Source organism: Variovorax paradoxus NBRC 15149, assembly GCF_001591365.1.
GTDB lineage: Bacteria > Pseudomonadota > Gammaproteobacteria > Burkholderiales > Burkholderiaceae_C > Variovorax > Variovorax paradoxus.
In genome coordinates, this window is the sequence record NZ_BCUT01000001.1 from 1,392,006 (window position 1) to 1,414,034 (window position 22,029).

23 protein-coding genes are annotated in these 22,029 nt (G+C 68.2%); 16 read left to right on the forward strand and 7 right to left on the reverse strand.

Features of this window, described 5'->3' with window-relative positions:
* Nucleotides 1-27: 27 nt before the first annotated feature.
* From tfpB to VPA02S_RS06640, 5 genes are all read right to left on the reverse strand, one after another.
* Nucleotides 28-1,815, reverse strand: coding sequence for a type IV pilus assembly ATPase TfpB (tfpB, locus tag VPA02S_RS06620; protein WP_012746398.1), 1,788 nt, complete (start codon nt 1,813-1,815; stop codon nt 28-30).
* Complete coding sequence (locus VPA02S_RS06625; protein WP_012746397.1) at nt 1,812-2,594, reverse strand: spermine/spermidine synthase domain-containing protein; 783 nt, start codon at nt 2,592-2,594, stop codon at nt 1,812-1,814. Before VPA02S_RS06625 ends, tfpB begins: the two co-directional genes overlap by 4 nt.
* Nucleotides 2,594-3,121, reverse strand: a complete 528-nt coding sequence (locus VPA02S_RS06630) for a DNA-deoxyinosine glycosylase (RefSeq protein ID WP_012746396.1) — start codon at nt 3,119-3,121, stop codon at nt 2,594-2,596. The genes VPA02S_RS06625 and VPA02S_RS06630 overlap by 1 nt, the downstream gene beginning before the upstream one ends.
* 78 nt (nt 3,122-3,199) lie before the next feature.
* Nucleotides 3,200-3,616 (reverse strand): hypothetical protein, encoded by a 417-nt coding sequence (locus VPA02S_RS06635; RefSeq protein ID WP_018906470.1) that lies wholly within the window; start codon nt 3,614-3,616, stop codon nt 3,200-3,202.
* A 130-nt stretch (nt 3,617-3,746) separates the two neighbouring features.
* Complete coding sequence (locus tag VPA02S_RS06640; RefSeq protein ID WP_062362993.1) at nt 3,747-4,607, reverse strand: TatD family hydrolase; 861 nt, start codon at nt 4,605-4,607, stop codon at nt 3,747-3,749.
* 91 nt (nt 4,608-4,698) lie between these two features.
* Here VPA02S_RS06640 and VPA02S_RS06645 point away from each other — a divergent pair, with 91 nt between their 5' ends.
* The 4 genes from VPA02S_RS06645 to VPA02S_RS06660 all read left to right on the forward strand — a co-directional run bounded on the left by VPA02S_RS06645 (nt 4,699) and on the right by VPA02S_RS06660 (nt 8,887).
* A complete protein-coding gene (locus VPA02S_RS06645) occupies nt 4,699-5,691 on the forward strand; it encodes a S1C family serine protease (protein ID WP_012746393.1) in 993 nt (330 codons plus the stop codon).
* 50 nt (nt 5,692-5,741) lie between these two features.
* The gene (locus VPA02S_RS06650; protein WP_012746392.1) at nt 5,742-6,755 is read left to right on the forward strand and encodes an AAA family ATPase; all 1,014 of its coding nucleotides are present in this window, start codon (nt 5,742-5,744) and stop codon (nt 6,753-6,755) included.
* Between the two features lie 108 nt (nt 6,756-6,863).
* Nucleotides 6,864-7,853: a DUF58 domain-containing protein gene (locus VPA02S_RS06655; RefSeq protein WP_012746391.1), complete on the forward strand. Its 990-nt coding sequence runs from the start codon at nt 6,864-6,866 to the stop codon at nt 7,851-7,853.
* Nucleotides 7,850-8,887, forward strand: a complete 1,038-nt coding sequence (locus VPA02S_RS06660) for a VWA domain-containing protein (protein ID WP_012746390.1) — start codon at nt 7,850-7,852, stop codon at nt 8,885-8,887. The genes VPA02S_RS06655 and VPA02S_RS06660 overlap by 4 nt, the downstream gene beginning before the upstream one ends.
* Here the strand turns inward: VPA02S_RS06660 and VPA02S_RS06665 are convergent.
* Together VPA02S_RS06665 and VPA02S_RS06670 are read right to left on the reverse strand one after the other, a co-directional pair.
* Complete coding sequence (locus VPA02S_RS06665) at nt 8,871-9,506, reverse strand: TetR/AcrR family transcriptional regulator (protein ID WP_012746389.1); 636 nt, start codon at nt 9,504-9,506, stop codon at nt 8,871-8,873. The genes VPA02S_RS06660 and VPA02S_RS06665 overlap by 17 nt on opposite strands.
* A gap of 64 nt (nt 9,507-9,570) precedes the next feature.
* Nucleotides 9,571-10,173: a phenylacetic acid degradation protein PaaY gene (locus VPA02S_RS06670; RefSeq protein ID WP_012746388.1), complete on the reverse strand. Its 603-nt coding sequence runs from the start codon at nt 10,171-10,173 to the stop codon at nt 9,571-9,573.
* A 127-nt stretch (nt 10,174-10,300) separates the two neighbouring features.
* On the opposite strand from VPA02S_RS06670, the gene VPA02S_RS06675 reads away from it, so the two are divergent.
* The 12 genes from VPA02S_RS06675 to VPA02S_RS06730 all read left to right on the forward strand — a co-directional run bounded on the left by VPA02S_RS06675 (nt 10,301) and on the right by VPA02S_RS06730 (nt 21,929).
* On the forward strand, nt 10,301-11,104 hold the full coding sequence (locus VPA02S_RS06675) for an enoyl-CoA hydratase-related protein (RefSeq protein ID WP_012746387.1): 804 nt from the start codon (nt 10,301-10,303) through the stop codon (nt 11,102-11,104).
* Nucleotides 11,105-11,467: 363 nt separating this feature from the next.
* Nucleotides 11,468-11,911, forward strand: coding sequence for a hydroxyphenylacetyl-CoA thioesterase PaaI (paaI, locus tag VPA02S_RS06680; RefSeq protein ID WP_012746386.1), 444 nt, complete (start codon nt 11,468-11,470; stop codon nt 11,909-11,911).
* 14 nt (nt 11,912-11,925) lie between these two features.
* Nucleotides 11,926-13,236, forward strand: a complete 1,311-nt coding sequence (gene paaK, locus VPA02S_RS06685; protein ID WP_012746385.1) for a phenylacetate--CoA ligase PaaK — start codon at nt 11,926-11,928, stop codon at nt 13,234-13,236.
* A gap of 41 nt (nt 13,237-13,277) precedes the next feature.
* A complete protein-coding gene (paaA, locus tag VPA02S_RS06690) occupies nt 13,278-14,291 on the forward strand; it encodes a 1,2-phenylacetyl-CoA epoxidase subunit PaaA (RefSeq protein ID WP_012746384.1) in 1,014 nt (337 codons plus the stop codon).
* Nucleotides 14,288-14,584: a 1,2-phenylacetyl-CoA epoxidase subunit PaaB gene (gene paaB / locus VPA02S_RS06695; RefSeq protein WP_012746383.1), complete on the forward strand. Its 297-nt coding sequence runs from the start codon at nt 14,288-14,290 to the stop codon at nt 14,582-14,584. The genes paaA and paaB overlap by 4 nt, the downstream gene beginning before the upstream one ends.
* An 8-nt stretch (nt 14,585-14,592) precedes the next feature.
* On the forward strand, nt 14,593-15,372 hold the full coding sequence (gene paaC, locus VPA02S_RS06700) for a 1,2-phenylacetyl-CoA epoxidase subunit PaaC (protein ID WP_012746382.1): 780 nt from the start codon (nt 14,593-14,595) through the stop codon (nt 15,370-15,372).
* On the forward strand, nt 15,369-15,899 hold the full coding sequence (gene paaD / locus VPA02S_RS06705; RefSeq protein WP_012746381.1) for a 1,2-phenylacetyl-CoA epoxidase subunit PaaD: 531 nt from the start codon (nt 15,369-15,371) through the stop codon (nt 15,897-15,899). Before paaC ends, paaD begins: the two co-directional genes overlap by 4 nt.
* Nucleotides 15,900-15,902: 3 nt before the next feature.
* Nucleotides 15,903-16,997, forward strand: a complete 1,095-nt coding sequence (gene paaE / locus VPA02S_RS06710) for a 1,2-phenylacetyl-CoA epoxidase subunit PaaE (RefSeq protein ID WP_012746380.1) — start codon at nt 15,903-15,905, stop codon at nt 16,995-16,997.
* A 37-nt stretch (nt 16,998-17,034) separates the two neighbouring features.
* Complete coding sequence (locus tag VPA02S_RS06715) at nt 17,035-18,183, forward strand: ABC transporter substrate-binding protein (RefSeq protein ID WP_012746379.1); 1,149 nt, start codon at nt 17,035-17,037, stop codon at nt 18,181-18,183.
* Nucleotides 18,184-18,280: 97 nt separating this feature from the next.
* The gene (locus VPA02S_RS06720; protein ID WP_012746378.1) at nt 18,281-19,309 is read left to right on the forward strand and encodes a branched-chain amino acid ABC transporter permease; all 1,029 of its coding nucleotides are present in this window, start codon (nt 18,281-18,283) and stop codon (nt 19,307-19,309) included.
* Entirely contained in the window at nt 19,306-21,201 is a 1,896-nt protein-coding gene (locus VPA02S_RS06725) for a branched-chain amino acid ABC transporter ATP-binding protein/permease (protein WP_012746377.1), read from the forward strand. The genes VPA02S_RS06720 and VPA02S_RS06725 overlap by 4 nt, the downstream gene beginning before the upstream one ends.
* Entirely contained in the window at nt 21,198-21,929 is a 732-nt protein-coding gene (locus VPA02S_RS06730) for an ABC transporter ATP-binding protein (protein WP_062362996.1), read from the forward strand. Before VPA02S_RS06725 ends, VPA02S_RS06730 begins: the two co-directional genes overlap by 4 nt.
* The last annotated feature ends 100 nt before the right edge of the window (nt 21,930-22,029 follow it).

The following is a 22,029-nucleotide window of genomic DNA, read 5'->3' on the forward strand; positions in this document are numbered from 1 at the left end:
GATAACCCCGGGGGCCCGGCCGCTGCTTCACTCCAGCGGCGGCGTCGCGCTCAGCACTTCCTCGATGGTGGTGACGCCTTCGGCGATGCGCAGCGCCCCGGCCAGGCGCAGCGGGCGCATGCCGTCGATCACGGCCTGGCGGCGCAGCCCGGCCAGGTTGGGCTCCTTGGTGACCTGGGCCTTGAAGTCCTCGCTGATGCTCAGCAGCTCGTACAGGCCCATGCGGCCCATGTAGCCGGTCATGCGGCAGTCGACGCAGCCCACGGGCTTGTAGGCGCGCACCGAACCGGTGATCTGCCAGGGCTTGACGATGGTCTCGAGCTTCTCGCGCGTGACCGTGTCGTCGGGCTGCTTGCAGTTGGGGCACAGCGTGCGCACCAGCCGCTGGGCCAGCACGCCGAGCATCACGGCGTTGATGAGGTAGGAAGGCACGCCGAGTTCCATCAGCCGCGTGATGGCGCTTGGCGCGTCGTTGGTGTGCAGCGTGCTGAACACCAGGTGGCCGGTGAGCGCGGCCTGCACCGCCATCTCGGCCGTGGCAAGGTCGCGGATCTCGCCGACCATGATGATGTCCGGGTCCTGCCGCATCAGCGCGCGCAGGCCTTCGGTAAAACCGAAATCGAGCTGCGGCTGCACCTGCGTCTGGTTGAACGAAGGCTCGATCATCTCGATCGGGTCTTCCACCGTGCTCACGTTGACCTCTTCGGTGGCCACGCGCTTGAGCGTGGAGTACAGCGTGGTGGTCTTGCCCGAGCCCGTGGGCCCGGTCACCAGGATGATGCCATTGGGCCGCGTGACGAGCTGTTCCCAGCGCTGCGCGTCGTGCTGCGCGAAGCCGAGCGCGTCGAGGTCCTTCACCGCGGTGTCGGGGTCGAAGATGCGCATCACCATCTTCTCGCCGAAGGCGGTCGGCAGGGTGGAAAGGCGCATTTCGACTTCGTCGCCGCGCATGTTGCGCGTCTTGATGCGGCCATCGAGCGGGCGGCGCTTCTCGACCACGTCCATGCGGCCCAGCAGCTTGATGCGCGACACCATCGCGTTCATCACGCCCATGGGCATCTGGTAGGCCGGGTGCAGGATGCCGTCGATGCGAAAGCGGATCACGCCCTGCTCGCGCCGCGGCTCCAGGTGGATGTCGCTCGCGCGCTGGTCGAAGGCGTATTGCCAGAGCCAGTCGACCACCTGCACCACGCTCTGGTCGTTGGCGTCGAGCTGCTTGGTGCTCTTGCCCAGCTCCACCAGCTGCTCGAAGCTCGCGCCGCCGGTGTTGCCGCCGGCCTTCTGCGCGGCGCGCACCGACTTGGCGAGCGCAAAGAACTCGGCCGTGTAGCGCTGGATGTCGGTGGGGTTGGCCACCACGCGGCGCACGGTGCGGCGCGACTGGCGTTCCACCTCGGCGATCCAGTCGGTCAGGAAGGGTTCGGCCGTGGCCACCACCACCTCGTTGGGCAGCACCTGCACCGGCAGCACCTTGTGGCGCTCGGCGTAGGCCGCGCTCATGGTGTCGGCGACCTTGCCCACGTCGACCTTGAGCGGATCGATGCGCAGGTAGGCAAGCCCGGCGCGGCCGGAGAGCCACTGCGTGAGCATTTCGAGGTCGAGCGGCTTGCCGTCGCTCTCGCGCGTCATGGCCACGTTGGCCAGCCGCACCAGCGGCGCCTGCCGGCTCTCGGCCTGGGCGCAGCGCGCGATGGTGCGCTTGGCTTCCACCGGAGAAATCACGCCGTCGGCGGCGAGCCATTCGATCAGGCGGCGCAGGTCGAGCGGGCCTTCGTGGCGGGCGGCCAGGGATGCGGGGGCGGAAACAGCGCTCATGGGCCGGACGGTCGGGTGAGGGTGGGATTCAGCGGTTTGAACACGCGCAGCCATTTGGGCGCGGGCAGGGCCCATCGAGTCTGGATCGTTTGGGCGCGCTCGGCAAGGGCTTCGCGCTTGGGCCGGCTGGGTGCGCGCTGCGCCAGCACCACCGTGTTGCCTTCGCGCGTCGGCTTGAAGGCCCAGACCGCATCGGCGCCGAATGCACCGGCGATTTTCTCGAGGCTGCGCTCGTAGCTCGACGAGCGGCCGAAGAGATTGACCGTCATGCAGCCGTCCTCGGTGAGCAGCGCGCGGCAGTCGGCGTAGAAGTCTTCGCTGTCGAGCACCGGCGCGGCGGCTTCATGGTCGTAGAGGTCGACCTGCAGCGCATCGACCGTGCCCTGCCATTCGGGCTTGCGGATCTCCTGCGCGGCATCGGCAATGACCACGCGCAGCTTCGGGTCGTCGGCCGGCAGCTTGAACCAGCCGCGGCAGGCCGACACCACCTGCGGATTCAGTTCCACCGCGGTGGTGCGCATGCGCAGCGTCTTGCGGCAGAACTTGGTGAGCGTGGCCGCGCCGAGGCCCAGCTGCATGGCATGGCGGCTGGCCACGCTCTTGGGGTCGGCGAACAGCAGCCAGGCCATCATGCGCTGCACGTATTCGAGCTCGATCTCGAACGGCGCGTCGAGCTTCATCGAGCCCTGGACCCATTCGGTGCCCAGGTGCAGGTAGCGGATGTCGCCCCAATCGGAAAAGTTGACTTCGGGGAGAACGGGAGTTTTGCTCGTGGCCATCAAAGAAGGTGGTGGGCGTCGAAGACCTTGCGCCAGGCTTCGAGCTTGCGCTCGAAGCTCCACGACGCGTTGGCGGGGCTGGTGGAAGGCAGCTGGTAGACCGGCACCCCGAGGGTGCGCGTGTGGCGCGCATGCTTGAAGCTCTCGCCGCCGTTGTGCGCAATGGCCGCGAGCCGGGGCAGGTGCAGGCCCGCGATGTCGTTGGCCACGGGCGCGCGGATGGCGGAGTCGAGGCTGCCCTCGCGCTCGCAGGCCGCGTACACGTCCCACACGCCCAGGCCGCGCTCGAGCAGCCACTTTTTCTTCTCGGGATAGCTGTCTGCGCCCATGGGGAGCGGATGGTGGGGCCAAACGGCTTGCAAGATTTTCCAGAACTGATTTTGCGGATGCGCATAGTACTGCTGCAGTTCGAGCGAGCGCACGCCCGGGAAGCTGCCCAGGATCAGTACGACGGTGGCGGGAGAGACGATGGGGGCCAGGCCCGTGAGCACGGGGCTGCCGGTGTCGGATGCGTTGGGTGGGTTCATGGACAGGCTCTATCTTGGCACTGTCGCCCGCCCATGAAAAAACCCGCCGAAGCGGGTTTTTCTAAAGGCGAATTCCGATTACTTCTTGGCGGCTTCGTTCTCGGCGGTGCCGGGCACCTTCTCGCCGATCGCCTTGCCGGCGCTGCGCATGCCGTCGGCCGTCTTGTGGCCGGCGGTTTCAACGGCGTCGCCGGTCTTGGCAGCCACGCTCTTGGTGGCATTGGTGGCCTTCTTGGTGGTGCGCTTGGTCGCGTTCCAGGCCTTCTTGGTGCCGCGCTCGGTGGCGTTCACGGCCTTCTTGGTCGTGCGCTTGGTGGCATCGACCGCGTCCTTGCCGGCTTCCTTCACCTTCTCGGTGGTGCTGGGCTCCGCGGTGGCTGGCGCCGGCGCTGCGGTGGCCGGAGCGGCGGTGGTCTGGGCCACGGCGGACACGCCGATGGAGGCCAGCGCGAGGGCGAGCACGACAGGCACGGTGCGGATGAAAGATGTGTTCATGCGAAAGCTCCTTTTGGGATGAGATGCTGGAGTGACGAACTTGCCACTGGACAAGAAACGCCGCTTCGAGCACCGAGGATGACAGCAAACCCGCAGGCTTCGTTGCGCCATCGCAAGACGGGATGTCGGCCTACGCGGTGTGCGGCCGGCCTTCCGACAAGGACAGGAGGCCTTCGAGCCGCGGCAGCGCCGCGAGCGCATTGCGGGTGGTGGCTTCGGCCAGTTCATTGATGCCGATGCCGCGCAGCCGCGCCACCACTTCGGCGATGCGCGGCAGCTCGCCTGGCTCGTTGCGGCCCTGCGCTTCGCCGGCCGCGCGCTGCGCCTGGGTGCGGTAGAGCCAATGCGGCTGGATGTCGGGTGCATCGGTTTCCATCACCATCGATTCGAGCGGCAGCGTGGCCGCCAGCCGCCGCAGCTGCAATGCGCGGTCGAAGGTCACGGCGCCGCCGAAGCCCAGCTTCAGGCCGATCCCGATGCAGGACGCGGCCTGCTGCTCGCTGCCGTTGAACGCATGGGCAATGCCCTGCCACGGCCGGCCGGCCGCGGTCTGCCGCAGGTGCTTGAGCACCTTGTCGACCGAGCGGCGCACGTGGATGAGCACCGGCAGATCGTATTTGCGCGCGAGTTGCAACTGAGTGTGAAAGAAGTGCTGTTGCTTGTCGCTGTCCAGCCCTTCCACGAAGTAGTCGAGGCCGATCTCGCCGACCGCAACCAGCCGCGGATCGCCGCGGTGCGCGGCAAGCTCGGCATCGAGTGCCTCCAGGTCGGCCTCCTCTGCATTGCCGGTGCACAGCGGGTGGATGCCCAGCGCATAGGCGTCGCCCTGCACCCGCGCGAGCTCGCGCACGGTCGCAAAGTTGAAGACCGCCACCGCGGGAATGACGCACAGCACCACGCCCCTTTCGGCGGCCCGTGCACGCACGAGCGGCATTTCCGCACCGAATTCGGGCGCATCGAGGTGGCAGTGGGTATCGACAAAAACAGCCATGGCCAGATGATGCCCGAAGGGATGCAAGGCAGAAGAAAGCGTGCTACTGTGACTCCCTACTGACCCGTCATCCCTTGCCGGAGGTGCCCCGATGCGCAGGCCCGCTTTCTACAGCCGTTCGCCCCGCACGCTGCCTCAAGCGGCCGATTCCGCGGCCCAAGAGGCTGCCGTGCCGTCGCCCGAGGGCGCAGCAGGCAATGGCGCGCCACCCCCGCCGCACGCGAAGGCCGGCTGGCAGCCGGGCCGGCGCAGCTTCGCATTCCTGCTCGTGCTGTGCGCCGCGCTGGTTGCAGGCGGCGCCACCTGGTGGCCCCGGCAGGGCAAGGCGCTGACGCAGAAAGACATCGATTCGGCCGTGCTGCGCACGCTGCAGACCCACACGCTGCCCTCGCCCGCCGCAAAGGCCGCCGAGATCGTGCGGCCCTCGGTGGTGCGGGTGGTCGGCTACGGCCCCGAGAAGGCCACGCCCGAGGCCAAGACCCAGAAGCGCGGCCGCAACATGGCCAAGGGCAAGCCGCCCGAAGCCGATGCGCCTCCGGGCGAGGTCGAGCGCGGCGTGGGCACCGGGGTGGTCATCGTCGACAAGGGCGTGATCCTCACCAACCTGCACGTCGTGGCCGGCGCCGAGACCATCAAGGTCACCTTCTCCGACGGACTCGAGGCCGTGGCCACCATCACCGGCGTGCAGCCCGAGAACGACCTCGCGGTGCTGCAGGCCCAGAAGATCCCCGACGACCTGATTCCCGCCGTCATGCGCTCGACCGCAGACCTGCAGCCCGGCGACCAGGTGGCCGCGGTCGGCTTTCCGTTCGGCATCGGCCCCTCGGTGTCGGCCGGCGTGGTGTCGGGCCTGAAGCGCTCGTTCCGCTCGCCCGAAGGCAAGCAGGAACTGGGCAACCTGATCCAGTTCGACGCCGCAGCCAACCCCGGCAACTCGGGCGGCCCGCTGATCAACATGGACGGCGAGGTGCTGGGCATCGTCACCGCCATCCTCAACCCCACGCAGCAGCGCACCTTCATCGGCATCGGCTTTGCGGTGCCCATAGAGAACGCGGCCTCGGCTGCGGGCTCGCCGCCGTTCTAGCCAGGAACATCCCCCGACGCTTTCGATTGTTGTTTACCGAGAGGCCCCGCATGAGCACAGAGAACCCCTTTTCCACCTCTCCCGCCACGGCCGAGCTGATGGAGCAGATCCTCTACGAGGTCAAGCGCGTGGTGGTGGGCCAGGACCGCTTCCTGGAGCGCGTGATGGTGGCCATGCTCGCGGGCGGGCACCTGCTGGTCGAGGGCGTGCCGGGCCTTGCGAAGACGCTCACCATCAAGACGCTGGCCGACACCGTGCGCGGACAGTTCAAGCGCATCCAGTTCACGCCCGACCTCGTGCCGGCCGACCTGGTGGGCACGCGCATCTACAACCAGAAGACCGGCGAGTTCAGCACCTCGCTGGGCCCGGTGTTCGCCAACCTGCTTCTGGCCGACGAAATCAACCGCGCGCCGGCCAAGGTGCAGAGCGCGCTGCTCGAAGTGATGCAGGAGCGCCAGGTCACCATTGCCGGCGAGACGCACAAGGTGCCGCGCCCCTTCCTGGTGATGGCCACGCAGAACCCCATCGAAACCGAGGGTACCTATCCGCTGCCCGAGGCGCAGGTCGACCGCTTCATGATGAAGGTGCTGGTCGACTACCCGAGCGACGAGGAAGAGTTCGTCATCGTCCAGCGCGTGATCGGCTCGCTGGTCGAGGTCAATCCGGTGGCGACCACCGAGCAGCTCGCCACCCTGCAGGCCGAGGCGCGGCGCGTGTACGTCGATCCCTCGCTCATCCAGTACGCGGTCAAGCTGGTGTCGGCCACGCGCACGCCCGACAAGCACGGCCTGAAGGACATGCGCCGCTTCATCACCTTCGGCGCGAGCCCGCGCGCGAGCATCAGCCTGACCGAAGGCGCACGCGCACTCGCGCTGCTGCGCGGCCGCAGCTACGCCCTGCCCGAGGACATGACCGCGCTGGTGCCCGACGTGCTGCGCCACCGCGTGACGCTTTCCTACGAAGGCTTGTCCGAAGGCCTCACACCCGACGGCCTGGTCGAGAAGATCATGAAGGCCGTTCCCGCTCCTCCCAAACCGCTCGAACATGAAAAGCTGGTGGCCTGAAATGACCCACCCCCGTCCCTCGCTCACTTCGTGTAGCTCGACTCCCCCCTCAAGGGGGCAACACCGGCGGCCCGGCAAAGCCGGTTCCGCGGTGTTCCCCGGCTTCCTATGAAAAGCTGGTGGCGTAAGGCCCCTGCGGCCGCGAACGACGAACGGCTCATCGCCGAGGCCGGTGGAACGGAACGCGCGCTGCGCCGGCTCGAATGGACCGTGATCCGCCGCCTCGATGGCCTGCTGCAGGGCGACTACCGCACGCTGATGCGCGGCACCGGGCTCGACCTGGCCGACCTGCGCGAATACCAGCACCACGACGACGTGCGCCACATCGACTGGAACGTCACCGCCCGCCTGCAGACGCCGCATGTGCGCGTCTTCACCGAAGACCGCGAGATGGCGGCCTGGTTCGTGCTCGACCTGAGCCGCTCGGTCGACTTCGGCTCCGGCCTCAAGGCCAAGCGCGAAATCTCCGCCGGCTTCGTCGGCGTGCTCGCGCGCCTGCTCACGCGCCACGGCAACCGGGTGGGCGCACTGGTCTACGGCACCGACCTCGAGGCGGTGATTCCGCCGCGCAGCGGCCGCCGCCACGTGCTGCACCTGCTGCATGCGATGGAGCGCCGCGCCGGCAAGGCCGAGGCCGCGCCCGCGCAAAAAGGCATGACGCGCCTGGCCGACCTGCTGAAATCGGCCGCCACGCTGATGCCGCGCCGCTCCACCGTGTTCGTGGTGTCCGACTTCCTGAGCGAGCCCGGCTGGGAACGCCCGCTCGGCCAGCTGGTGCAGCGGCATGAAGTCATTGCCGTGCGCCTGTTCGACCCGCTCGAACTCGAGCTGCCCGACCTCGGCCTGGTGCCGCTGCGCGACGCGGAAACCGGCGAGCAGCTCTGGGTCGACACGCACGACGCCGGCTTCCGCAAGCGCTTCGCGCGGCTGGCCGCCGAGCGCGAGGCCACGCTGCGCGCCTCGCTATCGAAAGCGGGTGTCGACGCACTGGAGCTTTCGACCAGCGACGACCTGGTGGAAGCCATCGTTCGTTTCGCCGACCTGCGCAAGCGCCGCATGCGCATCGGCCCGGGCAGCATGAAGGCGGTGGCAGCATGACATTTCTCTGGCCTCAATTCCTCTGGTTGCTGGCGGCCCTGCCGCTGCTGGTGTTGCTCTACATCTGGCTGATCCGCCGCAAGAAGAAGCTCGCGATGCGCTATGCGAGCCTGTCGATCGTGCGCGAGGCCATGGGCGCCGGCCAGAGCGTGCGCCGGCACATTCCGCCGTTCCTGTTCCTGCTGGCCATGGCCGCGATGCTGGTGGCCGCCGCGCGCCCGATGGCGGTGGTGATGCTGCCGTCGAACCAGCAGACCATCATCCTGGCGATGGACGTGTCGGGCAGCATGCGCGCGGCCGACGTGCTGCCCAACCGGCTGGTCGCGGCGCAAGAGGCGGCCAAGAGCTTCATCAAGGACCTGCCGCGCCATGTCAAGGTGGGCATCGTGGCCTTCGCGGGCAGCGCGCAGGTGGCGCAGCTGCCCACCACCAACCACGACGACCTGATCACCGCGATCGACAGCTTCCAGCTGCAGCGCGCCACCGCCACGGGCAATGCGATCGTGGTGTCGCTCGCCACCTTGTTCCCCGATGCAGGCATCGACGTCTCGCAATTCAGCGCGCCCAGCCGCCAGCGCGGCACGCCGATCGACCAGGCGGAAAAGCAGGCCAAGGAGTTCACACCGGTGGCGCCGGGCTCCTACACCTCGGCCGCCGTCATCATGCTGACCGACGGCCAGCGCACCACCGGCGTCGATCCGCTCGATGCCGCCAAGGCCGCAGCCGACCGCGGCGTGCGCATCTACACGGTGGGCGTGGGCACGGTCGATGGCGAGACCATCGGCTTCGAGGGCTGGTCGATGCGCGTGCGGCTCGACGAGGAAACGCTCAAGGCCGTGGCCAACAAGACGCAGGCCGAATACTTCTACGCCGGCACCGCCGCCGACCTGAAGAAGGTCTACGAAACGCTGAGCTCGCGGCTCACGGTCGAGAAGAAGGAAACCGAGATCTCGGCGCTCTTTGCGCTGGGCGCAGCCATCCTCACGCTGGCGTCGGCGGGGCTCTCACTGCTCTGGTTCAACCGGATTCTTTGACGGAATCCAGCTGGGGTGCTGGCGGCGACTTCACCGCGCCGATGCCGCCCAGGAACAGGTCGGCCACGATCGGCGCAATGGACGCATGGTCGAGCCGGCCGCCGGGCTTCATCCAGGTGAACATCCAGTTGATCATGCCGAACAGCAGCATGGTCAGCGGCTTGGCGAGGTCGTCGCTCGGCGCGCCCGGCCGCAAGGCCGACACGGCACGCGCAAACCCCGCCACCACTTCGCGCTCCTGGTTCAGCACGCGCTCGCGGTCTTCTTCTTCCAGAAAGCGCACGTCGTCGGTCAGCACGCGGTGGGCGTCCTGTGCGCCGGCGTATTCCTCGACGATGCGGTAGATGAAGCGGCGCAGGCGCTCCTCGTCAGTGTGAGTCGAGGCCTCTTCCTCGGCCACCAGCGCGGCGAGCTTGGACACATGCGTCTCGGCGATGCTGATCAGGAGGCTGCTCTTGTCCTTGTAGTAGTGGTAGAGCGTGGCCTTCGAGAGATTGCAGGCCTCGGCCACCTGGTTCATCGAGGTGGCGGGATAGCCGCGGCGCGCGAACAGCTGGGCGGCCTGCGCAAGGATGAACTCGCGCTGGTCGTCATAGGTGGCGGATCTTCCACGCGGCATCGGGTCTTCTTTCTTCCTTGATTGATTGGCAGTTGTTGCGGGCAACCCGCGATCTTGCACGAAGCTAGCCGCGCCGCGTCGCGATCAGCGAGCGCACCTCGGTGGCGGGCAGGCGCGGGCGGCCGGGTTCCGTCTGCTGCAGCGGCGCGACCTCGCGCAGGCTGGCCAGGCTGCGCACGGTGAGCGCCTGGTAGGTCTGCGTGCCTTCGAGCTTCCAGGCGATTTCTTCCTCGCTCAGCATCTTCTTCACCTTGGCCGGAATGCCCGCCACCAGCGAGCGCGCCGGCACCTTCATGCCGGCCGGCACGAAGGCGCAGGCCGCCACGATGGCCTGCTCGCCGATCTCGGCCTCGTCCATCACCACCGCATTCATGCCCACCAGCGCATCGCGCCGCACGATGCAGCTGTGCAGGATCGCGCCGTGGCCGATGTGGCCGTTGACCTCGACCACCGTGTCCTGGTCCGGAAAACCGTGGATGCAGCAGTGGTCCTGCACGTTGGAGCCCTCCTGCAGCACGATGCGGCCGAAATCGCCGCGCAGGCTGGCGCAGGGGCCGACATAGCAGCCGGGCCCGACGATCACGTCGCCGATCAGCACGGCGCTGGGGTGCACATAAGCCGTCGGGTCGACGACGGGAATCACGCCGTCGATGGAGTAGCTGGGCATTCGATCGGTCTCCTTTGTTGCGGGCTCAGGGTTTGCCCTGAAGCCACCCGCTTGTGCTGGCATCGAGCTCGATCTTAAAATCTACCGGACGGTCGGTCAATAGTGTTTAAGGATCAGAGACAAGCCCATGCCAGAACCTTTAGTTCTCACCAGCGATGCCGGTGCCGTTCGCACGCTGAGCCTCAATCGCCCCGCGGCGCTCAACAGCTTCACGACCGAAATGCATGGCGAACTGATGGCGGCGCTGGACCTTGCGGCCGGCGATCCGCAGGTGCGCTGCCTGCTGCTCACGGGTGCGGGCCGCGCCTTCTGCGCCGGGCAGGACCTGGCCGATCCCTCGGTCGCGCCCGACCCCGCGCCCGGTGCCGCGCCCAAGGACCTGGGCCACGTCATCTCCGCTTACTACGCCCCGCTCGTCGCGCGCCTGCGCTCGATGCCGGTGCCCGTGGTCGCCGCCGTCAACGGCGTGGCCGCCGGCGCGGGCGCCAACATCGCGCTGTGCTGCGACCTTGTCGTGGCCGGCCGCTCGGCCAGCTTCATCCAGGCCTTCACCAGGATCGGCCTCGTGCCCGACACCGGCGGCACCTGGCTGCTGCCGCGGCTCGTGGGCTCGGCGCGCGCGCTGGGCATGGCGATGCTGGGCGACAAGCTGCCGGCCGAGGAGGCCGCGCGCATCGGCCTGATCTGGCAGTGCGTGGACGACGCGGCACTGCCCGAAACGGCCGCCGCGCTCGCCTCGAAGCTGGCCACCATGCCGACCCGCGCCCTGGTCGCCACGCGCCAGGCCATGGCGGCGGCACAGGGCCTGGACCTCGATGCAGCGCTGGCCGAAGAAGCGCGCATCCAACGCGAGATGGGCAATGGTGGCGACTACCGCGAGGGCGTCGAGGCCTTCCGCGCCAAGCGCGCGCCAGTGTTCAAGGACCGCTGAGATGAAGCCTTGTTTTTCTATTCATCGCGGCGAGGGTCATTCAGGGCGCTGCCGTTCGGGGCGCGCTCCCGCCGACGGGGTACCTTGCTCCGCGAATGTCCTCCGGCCTGCGGCCTCCCCCTTGATTTCGCTGCGCAAGGCACCCCATCAGCGGAAGCGTTATGCGGAGCAGTCGTTGATCGGCCAGCACCACGGCAGCGCCCATCGTGCACAGGGCATCGGGTGCTCCCCGCAGCGAAATAAAGGAGGAGGCGAAGCCGGGGGACATTCGCGGAGGGGAGTACCCGGTGGCCTGTGCACGCGCCCCGAACAACAGCGCCCCGAAGCCCCGGAGACAAAGCCCGGCACAAGCGGAACCCAAGAATGACCGACACCACCCGCACCCCCCAGCAAACCGCCGAGTACGTCCGCGACGGCATGTTCGCGAACGACAACGCCTCCAAGGGCCTCGGCATGCGCATCGTCGAGGTCGGCCCTGGCCAGGCCACCCTCGAGATGCGCGTGCGCACCGACATGCTCAATGGCCACGCCATCTGCCACGGCGGCTTCATGGCCACGCTGGCTGATTCCACCTTTGCCTTCGCCTGCAACTCGTACAACGAGCTCACGGTGGCCTCGGGCTTCTCGATCGACTTCATCGCACCGGCACGCGAAGGCGACGTGCTCACCGCACGCTGCTTCGAAGTGTCGAAGGCCGGCCGCACCGGCGTGTACGACACCGAGATCACCAACCAGCGCGGCGAGCGCGTCGCCATGTTCCGCGGCCGTTCCTACACCGCCAAGGGCCGCCCCGCCGTTGCCGCCTGAGGAGACACAAGCCCATGACAGCCAGACACCCTGCCCCCGGCGAGCTCGAGCCCATCGAAACCGCGAGCCGCGACGAGATCACCGCGCTGCAGATCCAGCGCCTGCGCGCCACGCTGCAGCGCGCCTACGACCACGTGCCGCACTACCGCCGGGCCTTCGATGCCAAGGGCGTGCACCCTCATGACCTGAAGTCGCTCGCCGACCTCTCGAAGTTTCCGTTCACGGTGAAGACCGACCTGCGCGACAACTACCCCTTCGGCATGTTCGCCGTGCCGCGCGCGCAGGTGGCGCGCATCCATGCCTCGTCGGGCACCACCGGCAAGCCGACCGTGGTCGGCTACACGCTGAAGGACATCGACACCTGGGCCGACCTGGTCGCGCGCTCCATCCGCGCCGCGGGTGGCCGTGCCGGCGACATGGTGCACGTGTCGTACGGCTACGGCCTCTTCACCGGCGGCCTTGGCGCGCACTACGGCGCCGAGCGCGCGGGCTGCACCGTCATCCCGATGTCGGGCGGCCAGACCGAGAAGCAGGTGCAACTCATTCAGGACTTCAAGCCCGACATCATCATGGTCACGCCCAGCTACATGCAGGTGATCATCGAGCAGTTCGAGCGCCAGGGCCTCGATGCCAAGGACAGCTCGCTCCGGATCGGCATCTTCGGCGCCGAGCCGTGGACCGAGGCCATGCGCCGCGACATCGAAGCCAAGGCCGGCCTCGATGCGGTCGACATCTACGGCCTGTCCGAAGTGATGGGCCCGGGCGTGGCCAGCGAATGCGTCGAGAGCAAGGATGGCCCCGTGATCTGGGAAGACCACTTCTATCCCGAGATCATCGACCCCGACACCGGCGAGCTCAAGGCCGACGGCGAGGAAGGCGAGCTGGTCTTCACCTCGCTCAGCAAGGAGGCCATGCCGATCGTGCGCTACCGCACGCGCGACCTCACGCGCCTGTTGCCGCCCACCTCGCGTTCGTTCCGCCGCATGGGCAAGATCGTCGGGCGCAGCGACGACATGATGATCATCCGCGGCGTCAACGTCTTTCCCACGCAGGTCGAAGAGATCGTGCTCGCGCACAGCGCGCTCACCGGCCTGTACCAGGTGCGCGTGAGCCGCGAAGGCCTGCTCGACCAGGTCGAGGTGCACTGCGAACTCACACCGCACGAGGCCGCCGCGGCCGACCGCAACGCCATCTCCGACTGGGTGCAGCACCGCGTGAAGACGCTCATCGGCATCTCCACCCGCGTGGTCGTGCACGGCCCCGACGAAATGGAACGCACGCAGACCGGCAAGGCCCGCCGCGTGATCGACACGCGCCCGCGCTGAGCCGCCCGCGCGCCCACACACCGCACAGAAAGGACACGCACATGTACACCCAGGCAATGGACACCATGGGCAAGGACGCAGGCGACGGCAAGCAGAAGAAAGCCGTGCGCTCCGCCGAGGAAATGCGGCTCGAGGAGCGCTTCGACGCGCACATCGATGCCGGCGACTTCATCGAGGCGAAGGACTGGATGCCCGAGCACTACCGCAAGACGCTGGTGCGCCAGATCAGCCAGCATGCGCATTCGGAGATCGTCGGCATGCTGCCCGAAGGCAACTGGATCGGCCGCGCGCCCACGCTCAAGCGCAAGGCCATCCTGCTGGCCAAGGTGCAGGACGAAGGCGGCCACGGGCTGTACCTGTACGCGGCCGCCGAAACGCTGGGCACCTCGCGCGACCAGATGTTCGACGCGCTGCACAGCGGTAAGGCCAAGTACAGCTCGATCTTCAACTACCCCACGCTCACCTGGGCCGACATGGGCACCATCGGCTGGCTGGTCGATGGCGCGGCCATCATGAACCAGGTGCCGATCTGCCGCTGCTCCTACGCACCGTATGCGCGCGCCATGATCCGCATCTGCCGCGAGGAGAGCTTCCACCAGCGCCAGGGCTACGAAGCCCTGCTGACGATGATGACGCACGGCACCGCGGCGCAGAAGGCGATGGTGCAGGACGCGGTCAACCGCTGGTGGTGGCCCTCGGTCATGATGTTCGGCCCGCCGGACGACCAGTCGCCCAACAGCGCGCAGTCGATGCGCTGGGGCATCAAGCGCTTCAGCAATGACGAGCTGCGCCAGAAGTTCATCGACGCCGCCGTCGAGCAGGCGCGCATCCTCGGCGTGACCCTGCCCGACCCCGACCTCAAGTGGAACGAAGAGCGCCAGGCGCACGACTTCGGCGCCATCGACTGGAGCGAGTTCTGGCGCGTGATCGGCGGCGACGGTCCCTGCAACCGCGAACGCCTGCAGGCCCGCGTCGATGCCTGGGAAGAAGGCGCGTGGGTGCGCGAAGCCGCGATGGCCTACGCCAACAAGCAACCGATGAAGGAGGCCGCATGAGCGCCGATATCCAGCAAGAGTGGCCCTTGTGGGAAGTGTTCGTGCGCAGCAAGGCCGGTCTCGACCACAAGCATTGCGGCAGCCTGCACGCGGCCGATCCGAAGATGGCGATCCAGATGGCGCGCGACGTCTACACGCGCCGCCAGGAAGGCAGCAGCATCTGGGTGGTGCGCTCGGACCAGATCGTGGCGAGCGACCCGGGGGACAAGGACATGTTCTTCGATCCGGCGGAGGACAAGGTGTACCGGCATCCGACCTTCTACAAGTTGCCCAAGTCCGTGGACCACATGTGAGCGGCGCCATGCAAGCATCCATAGAACTGAACCGCACCCCCGCCGTGCAATACCTGCTGCGCATAGGCGACACCTGCCTCGTGCTCGCGCAGCGCCTCGGCGAATGGTGCGGCCATGCGCCCGTGCTGGAAGAAGACATCGCGATGGCCAACATCGCGCTCGACCTCGTCGGCCAGGCCCGCGCACTGCTCACGCACGCCGGCAAGCTCGAAGGCGAAGGCCGCGAACATGACGAAGACCAGCTCGCCTACCTGCGCGACGAGCGCGACTACTTCAACCTCACGCTGGTCGAGCTGCCGCGCGGCGACTTTGCCTTTGCCGTGGTGCGTAACACCATGGTCGCCACGCTGCTCAAGCTGCTGTGGCAACGCCTTGCCGCATCGAGCGATGCCGAAGTGGCCGCCATCGCCGGCAAGGCCGTGAAGGAAGCGCGCTACCACCAGCAGCATTCCGGCGACTGGGTCGTGCGGCTCGGCGACGGCACCGACGAATCGCGCCGCCGCACGGAAAAGGCGCTGAAGCAGCTCTGGCTCTACATGCCCGAGCTGTTCGAGAGCGATGCGGTCGATGCGCAAGCCAGCGCAAGCGGCCTCGGCCCCGCATGGAGCGAACTGCACGAGCCGTGGCTTGCCGAGATGCAGCAGGTGCTCGACGCCGCCGGGCTCGCCATGCCGCAGGAGACTGCCTTCCGCAGCACCGGCAAGCAGGGCGTGCACAGCGAGCACATGGGCTACATCCTGGCCGAGATGCAGCACCTGCAGCGCAGCTATCCCGGAGGCGTGTGGTGAGCACCGCCATTGCATCGCGCATCGACGCGGCCTGGGCCGTGCTGCACACCGTGCTCGACCCCGAGGTGCCGGCCGTGTCGGTCTGCGACCTGGGCATCGTGCGCGAGGTGATCGAACATGAGGACGGGCTGGAGATCGTGCTCACGCCGACCTACTCGGGCTGCCCTGCGACCGAGGCCATCGAGCACGACGTGCTGGCCGCCATCGAAAAGGCGGGCCTCGGCCGCGCACGCGCCACGCTGCGCCGCGCGCCCGCCTGGAGCAGCGACTGGATCAGCGAAGAAGGCCGCGCCAGGCTCAAGGCCTACGGCATCGCGCCGCCGGCCCACCTCACGCCCGAAGCTGCAGCCGGCACCGCCATGCCCATCCGCCTCTTCGGCCGCATCGCCGGCGGCGAACGCATTGCCTGCCCGCGCTGCGCGAGCGAGCGCACCGAACGCCTCTCCGCCTTCGGCTCCACCGCATGCAAGGCGCTCTACCGCTGCCTCGCCTGCCGCGAACCCTTCGAACACTTCAAGCCGATCTGAGCGATGAGCACCCTCTTCCACCCCCTGCGCGTGAAGGCCGTCGAACCCGACACCTCGGAGGCCGTCATCGTCTCCTTCGAAGTGCCGCCCGAGCTGCAGCAAGTCTTCGGCTTCACGCAGGGCCAGTACCTCACGCTGCGGCGCGACATCGACGGGCAGGACCTTCGCCGCTCGTATTCGATCTGCGCCGGCCTGGACGACGGCGAGCTGCGCGTGGGCGTGCGCAAGGTGCAAGGCGGCGTGTTCTCCAACTGGATCAACGCGCACCTGCAGCCCGGCGACACGGTGCAGGTGATGGCGCCGCAGGGCCGCTTCTTCGTGCCGATCGAGCCGGGCTCCGCACGGCACCACGTCGGCATTGCGGGCGGCAGCGGCATCACGCCCATTCTCTCGATCATGAAGACCGTGCTGGCGCGCGAGCCGCTGAGCCGCTTCACGCTGATCTACGGCAACCGGCAGCTGCAGTCCACGATGTTCAAGGAAGAGATCGAGGACCTGAAGAACCGCTACATGACGCGGCTCGCGCTGCAGCTGGTGTTCTCCGACGAGCAGACCGATTCGCCGCTCGGCCGCGGCGTGATGAACCGCGAGAAGATCGGCGAATTCCTGAACACGCTGGTGCCGGCGGCCGGCATCGACCACGCCTACATCTGCGGCCCGTTCCAGATGAACGACGAGGCCGAGGCCGCGCTGCTGGCCGCGGGCGTGCCCGAGGAGCGCATCCACATCGAGCGCTTCGGCGTCGCGCTGCCTTCGGCCGCGTCAGCGGGCCAGGTGGGTGCGGTGGTGCACGAAGCGCTGCCCGGCGATGCCAAGCAGGCGCGCATCACCATCGTGCGCGACGGGCTGCAGCGCGAGATCACTTTCACCGAAGGGCAGCCGAGCATCCTCGATGCGGCGTCGGCCGCCGGGCTCGAAGTGCCGTTCTCCTGCACCTCCGGCGTGTGCGGCACCTGCCGCGCGAAGCTGGTGGAGGGGGAAGTCCGCATGGAAAGAAACTTTGCGCTCGACAAGAATGAAGTAGCCGCGGGATTCGTGCTGACCTGCCAGGCCCACCCTCTCACAGAACGCGTCACCTTGTCCTTCGACGAGCGTTGACGCCACAACGATTTTTCAACCCGGAGACAAGTCCAAAATGAAATTCTTCTTCAAGCCCCTGCTGATCGCCGCGCTGTGCGCCACCGCCGCCGCGGCCTGGGCCGACGTCAATGTGGGCGTGACGCTGTCGGCCACCGGCCCGGCCGCCTCGCTCGGCATTCCCGAGAAGAACACCATTGCGCTGATGCCCAAGACCATCGGCGGCCAGAAGATCAACTACATCGTGCTGGACGACGCCTCCGACACCACGGCCGCGGTGGCCAACACGCGCAAGCTCATCGCCGAGAACAAGGTCGACATCGTGCTGGGCTCGACCACCACGCCCAACTCGCTCGCGATGATCGACGTGGTGAGCGAAGCCAAGACGCCGATGATCTCGATTGCCGCGTCGGCCCGCATCGTCGAGCCCATGGATGCCAAGAAGCAGTGGGTCTTCAAGACGCCGCAGAACGACATCATGATGTCGCTCGCCATTGCCGAGCACATGGCCGCGAGCGGCGTGAAGACGGTGGCCTTCATCGGCTTTTCCGATGCGTACGGCGAGGGCTGGTCGCAGGAATTCGCCAAAGCGGCGGAGCTGAAGAAGCTCAAGATCGTGGCCAACGAGCGCTATGCGCGCACCGACACCTCGGTGACCGGCCAGGCGCTGAAGATCATGGCCGCCAAGGCCGACGCGGTGCTGGTCGCGGGCTCGGGCACGCCGGCCGCGCTGCCGCAGAAGACGCTCAAGGAGCGCGGCTACACCGGCAAGATGTACCAGACGCACGGCGTGGCCAATGCCGACTTCCTGCGCGTCGGCGGCAAGGACGTGGAAGGCACCTTCCTGCCTGCCGGCCCGGTGCTGGTGGCCGAGCAGCTGCCCGCGAGCCATCCGGTGAAGAAATCGGCCATGGCCTACGTCACCGCCTACGAGGCCGCGAACGGCAAGAACTCGGTGTCGACCTTCGGCGCGCACGCCTGGGACGCGGGCCTCTTGATGACCTCGGCCGTGCCGGTGGCGCTCAAGAAGGCGCAGCCCGGCACGCCCGAATTCCGCGCCGCGCTGCGCGATGCGCTCGAGCAGGTCAAGGAAGTGTCGGGCGCGCACGGCGTGTTCAACATGACCGCCAACGATCATCTGGGTCTCGACCAGCGTGCCCGGGTCATGGTCAAGATCGAGAACGGCGCCTGGAAATACCAACCCTGATCGCAGGTCTTGCTCCCTCCCCTCCCGGGGGAGGGTCGGGGTGGGGGCTCGCGCCGGACACTGATTCGACACACGGGCAAGGCCCGAAGGTTTTTCTATGGATCTGCAGATCGCCCTGCTTCTGGGGCAGGACGGCATCGTGAACGGCGCCGTCTACGGATTGATGGCGCTCGCGCTGGTGCTGGTGTTCTCGGTCACGCGCGTCATCTTCATTCCCCAGGGCGAGTTCGTCGCCTTCGGGGCGCTCTCGATGGCGGTGCTGCAGGCCGGCCGCGTGCCGGCCACGCTGTGGCTGCTGCTCGCGCTGGCGGCGATGGTGCTGGTGGTCGAGTTCTGGCGCTGGAAGCGCGGCGCGGTGGTCGACTGGGCCTCCGCGCTCGCATGGTGCGTGGTGCTGCCGCTGGCCGCGGCCGCGCTGGTGCTGCTGCTCAAGCCCACGTCGATGGCGGGCCAGGCGCTCGCCACGCTGCTGCTCATCATGCCGCTCGGGCCGCTGCTCTATCGCCTGGCCTACCGGCCACTGGCCAGCGCCAACGTGCTGATGCTGCTGATCGTTTCCGTCGCGCTGCATGGCGTGCTGGTGGGCCTGGGCCTCCTGTTCTTCGGTGCCGAGGGCTATCGCACCACGGCGTTCTCCGAGGAGCGCTTCGACATCGGCGGCATCCCGGTCGGCGGGCAGTCGCTGGTGGTGGTCGGCGTCACGCTGCTGCTGGTGCTTGCGATGTTCCTGTTCTTCGGCCGCTCGATGATCGGCAAGGCGCTGCGCGCCACCGCCATCAACCGCGTGGGCGCGCGGCTGTCGGGCATTCCGACGGAGCTCTCGGGCGACCTGAGCTTTGCGCTTGCGGCGCTCATCGGCGCGGTTTCGGGCCTGCTGATTGCGCCGCTCACCACGGTGTACTACGACACCGGCTTCCTGATCGGGCTGAAAGGCTTCGTCGCCGCCATCGTGGGCGGGCTGGCGAGCTATCCGCTGGCGCTCGCGGGCGCGCTGCTGGTCGGGCAGCTCGAGGCCTTTGCCTCGTTCTGGGCCAGTCCGTTCAAGGAGGTGCTGGTCTTCACGCTGATCATTCCGGTGCTGTGGTGGCGTTCGCTGCACAGCCACCATGTGGAGGACGAGGAATGAACAACACCCCGTCCAGCACCACTGCAACCGCCGCCGCACCGGCCGGCCGCGCGCTGGTCACGCCCCGGCAGCTGACGCTCGCCTGCGTGGCGGCGCTGGCCCTCGCCTGGGGCTTCCTGCCGGAGTTCACGGTCTCGGTCCTCAGCAACATCGGGCTCTATGCGCTGGTCGCGGCCGGGCTGGTGATGCTCACCGGCGTGGGCGGCATGACCTCCTTCGGCCAAGCCGCATTCGTCGGCATGGGTGCCTACGCCACCGCGTGGATCTGCACCTCGCCCATGGCCGCCGCATGGCTGGGCGGCGCCGTGGGCCCCGCGCTGCTGCCGTGGGCCGGGCTGATGCTCGGCCTCGCCTTCACCTTTGCGCTGGCCTGGGCGCTGGGCGCGGTCACGCTCAAGCTGCAGGGCCACTACCTGCCGCTGTGCACCATCGCCTGGGGCCTGAGCCTGTACTACCTGCTCGGCAACATGGACTTCCTCGGCGGGCAGACGGGCATCACCGGCGTGCCGCCATTGGTGATTGCCGGCTACTCGCTGGCCACGCCGCGCGCGCTGGGCGTGGTGATCTGGGCCGTGCTGCTGCTCGCGCTGTGGGCCATGCACAACCTGCTCGACTCGCGCGAAGGCCGGGCCATCCGCGCGCTCAAGGGCGGCCGGCTGATGGCCGAGTCGATGGGTGTGGACACCGCCCGCCACCGCGTGAAGCTGTTCGTGCTGGCTGCGCTGCTGGCGGCCGTCTCGGGCTGGCTCTATGCGCACCTGCAGCGCTTCGTGAATCCGACGCCCTTCAACCTGAACATCGGCATCGAGCTGCTGTTCATGGCGGTGGTGGGCGGCGCGGGCCACCTGTGGGGTGCGGTGCTGGGCGCCGCGCTCATCACGCTGCTGAAGGAAAAGCTGCAGGACGTGCTGCCATCGCTGCTGGGCAGCAGCGGAAACTTCGAAGTGATCGTGTTCGGCCTGCTCATGCTGTTCGTGCTGCAGCGCTTCGCGGACGGCCTGTGGCCCACGCTCGCGCGCATCGCCAGCCGCTGGGTGCGCCCACATGCCCCGGCCGCGAGCCCTACCGCGCCGGCCGTGCAGCTCGCGCACCGCAACCTGCCCGCCCGGGGCGAGGTGCTGCTGCAGGCCACCAAGGTCAGCAAGCGCTTCGGCGGCCTGGTGGCCAATAACGACATCTCGATGACGCTGAAGGCCGGCGAGATCCATGCGCTGATCGGACCGAACGGCGCGGGCAAGAGCACCTTCTTCAACATGGTCTCGGGCGTGGACGATCCGAGCGCCGGCGAAGTGCGGCTCGCGGGCCAGGCGATGACGGCCAGGCCCTCGCGCGTGTTCGCCGCGCTGGGCCTGGGCCGCACCTTCCAGCATGTGCGCCTGCTCGGTGCGCGCAGCGTGGCCGAGAACGTGGCGCTCGGCGCCCACCTGCGCGCCAGGCGCGGATGGCTCGCCGCGATGCTGCGGCTGGATCGCGCCGAGGAAGCCGCGCTGATGGCCGAGGCGCGCCGCCAGATCGAACGCTGTGGCCTCGGCGCGCATGCCGACACGCCGGCCGCATCGCTCTCGCTGGGCCAGCAGCGCGTGGTCGAGATTGCACGCGCGCTGGCCGGCCAGCCTTCGGTGCTGCTGCTCGACGAGCCCGCAGCGGGCCTGCGCCACCTGGAGAAGCGCGCGCTTTCGGTGTTGCTGGACCAGCTGCGCGCCGAAGGCCTGGGCATCCTCGTGGTGGAGCACGACATGGAATTCGTGATGAACCTGGCCGACCGCATCACGGTGCTCGAATTCGGCACCGTGATCGCCACCGGAACGCCGGCCGAAGTGCAGGCCAATCCGCGCGTGCTCGAAGCCTACCTGGGCGGTGCCGACGACGAACTGCTGGAGGACGCACGATGAGCACGCCCATCCTTCAACTCGACGGCTTCTGCGTCGCCTACCGCAGCGTCGAGGCGGTGCACAGCGTGCGCCTGCATGTGAACGAAGGCGAGATCGTCACCGTGATCGGCCCCAACGGCGCGGGCAAGACCACGCTGCTGTGCGCGGCGATGGGGCTCCTGCCTTCCACCGGCGCGCTCATGCTGCACGGCGAGCGCATCGCGCGCCCGAGCGTCGAGACCATGGTGGCGCGCGGCGTGGCGCTGGTGCCCGAGCGGCGCGAGCTGTTCGGCGAGATGTCGGTCGAGGACAACCTGCTGCTCGGCGGCTTCTACCAGTGGCGCAAGGGCAAGCGCGACCAGCGTGCGCGCATGGATGAAGTGTTCGAGATCTTCCCGCGGCTGCGCGAACGCAAGCCGCAGCTGGCTTCGACGCTCTCGGGCGGCGAGCGCCAGATGCTGGCCATCGGCCGCGCGCTGATGGCGCGCCCGCGGCTGCTGATGCTCGACGAACCCTCGCTGGGCCTGGCGCCGCTGGTGGTGCGCGAAGTGCTGCGCGTGGTCTCGCAACTGCGAAGCCATGGCGTCTCGGTGCTGCTGGTGGAGCAGAACGCACGCGCCGCCCTGCAGGTGGCCGACCGGGCCTATGTGCTCGAGATGGGCGCCGTCGCGCTCGAAGGCCATGCACGCGAATTGATGCACGACCAGAGAATCATCGACACCTACCTGGGCATCGGAAAGAAGGAATGACTCCGGATTTTCTCCCTCCCCTTCCGGGGGAGGGTTGGGGTGGGGGCAAGCGGCGCCTGACAGAGCACTGCGCCGAACGAACGCCACTTGCCCCCATCCC